At 55.4% G+C, this 1,627-nt stretch carries 1 protein-coding gene and 1 pseudogene; both read left to right on the top strand.

Annotation, left to right across the window (positions count from 1 at the left end; translation table 11 throughout):
• Positions 1-406: 406 nt before the first annotated feature.
• Positions 407-1,222 (top strand): sulfonamide-resistant dihydropteroate synthase Sul2, encoded by an 816-nt coding sequence (gene sul2 / locus CLC91_RS14830; RefSeq protein WP_001043260.1) that lies wholly within the window; start codon positions 407-409, stop codon positions 1,220-1,222.
• A gap of 86 nt (positions 1,223-1,308) precedes the next feature.
• Positions 1,309-1,551, top strand: a pseudogene (gene glmM, locus CLC91_RS14835) (phosphoglucosamine mutase); the annotation flags it as partial.
• Positions 1,552-1,627: the final 76 nt, after the last annotated feature.

A 1,627-nucleotide genomic window follows, 5' to 3' on the forward strand; every position in this document is an offset into this window, starting at 1 on the left:
CCACCTCCGCAGCCATTTATTGGTGTGGTCTACAGAGGATTAAGTCTTTTTAGAGGGGAAAATCCCTAGAACCCCATCTCCAAACATATCAAGCGTGTCTGTATCCCACTCTATTGTAAACAAGACATTTTTATCTTTTATATTCAATGGCTTATTTTCCTGCTAATTGGTAATACCATGAAAAATACCATGCTCAGAAAAGGCTTAACAATATTTTGAAAAATTGCCTACTGAGCGCTGCCGCACAGCTCCATAGGCCGCTTTCCTGGCTTTGCTTCCAGATGTATGCTATTCTGCTCCTGCAGCTAATGGATCACCGCAAACAGGTTACTCGCCTGGGGATTCCCTTTCGACCCGAGCATCCGTATGAGACTCATGCTCGATTATTATTATTATAGAAGCCCCCATGAATAAATCGCTCATCATTTTCGGCATCGTCAACATAACCTCGGACAGTTTCTCCGATGGAGGCCGGTATCTGGCGCCAGACGCAGCCATTGCGCAGGCGCGTAAGCTGATGGCCGAGGGGGCAGATGTGATCGACCTCGGTCCGGCATCCAGCAATCCCGACGCCGCGCCTGTTTCGTCCGACACAGAAATCGCGCGTATCGCGCCGGTGCTGGACGCGCTCAAGGCAGATGGCATTCCCGTCTCGCTCGACAGTTATCAACCCGCGACGCAAGCCTATGCCTTGTCGCGTGGTGTGGCCTATCTCAATGATATTCGCGGTTTTCCAGACGCTGCGTTCTATCCGCAATTGGCGAAATCATCTGCCAAACTCGTCGTTATGCATTCGGTGCAAGACGGGCAGGCAGATCGGCGCGAGGCACCCGCTGGCGACATCATGGATCACATTGCGGCGTTCTTTGACGCGCGCATCGCGGCGCTGACGGGTGCCGGTATCAAACGCAACCGCCTTGTCCTTGATCCCGGCATGGGGTTTTTTCTGGGGGCTGCTCCCGAAACCTCGCTCTCGGTGCTGGCGCGGTTCGATGAATTGCGGCTGCGCTTCGATTTGCCGGTGCTTCTGTCTGTTTCGCGCAAATCCTTTCTGCGCGCGCTCACAGGCCGTGGTCCGGGGGATGTCGGGGCCGCGACACTCGCTGCAGAGCTTGCCGCCGCCGCAGGTGGAGCTGACTTCATCCGCACACACGAGCCGCGCCCCTTGCGCGACGGGCTGGCGGTATTGGCGGCGCTGAAAGAAACCGCAAGAATTCGTTAACTGCACATTCGGGATATTTCTCTATATTCGCGGTTCAGCAGGCATGTCCCCTTTGAGGGCGACCCGACGACAGGATAATCGACCTTATGGTGCGCAAATATTTCGGCACAGACGGTATTCGTGGCAAAGCCAACGAAGGCGCGATGACGGCGGAAACCGCCTTGCGCGTCGGCATGGCGGCTGGCCGTGTCTTTCGTCGCGGTGACCACCGCCATCGTGTCGTGATCGGCAAGGATACGCGCCTGTCGGGCTATATGCTTGAACCCGCGCTCACAGCCGGTTTCACCTCGATGGGCATGGACGTATTCCTTTTTGGCCCGCTGCCGACAACGTATAGGAAGAATAAACGCCCTTTTCACCCAAGTCCAACAGCTTTGGACCGCAGTTGACTCTTTCGACACCCCT

This window comes from Paraferrimonas haliotis (genome assembly GCF_002282895.1).
GTDB lineage: Bacteria > Pseudomonadota > Gammaproteobacteria > Enterobacterales > Shewanellaceae > Paraferrimonas > Paraferrimonas haliotis.

Coding starts and splice junctions, on each gene's coding strand:
- sul2 (WP_001043260.1), top strand. CDS start 407: ATGAATAAATCGCTCATCATTTTCGGCATCGTCAACATAACCTCGGAC.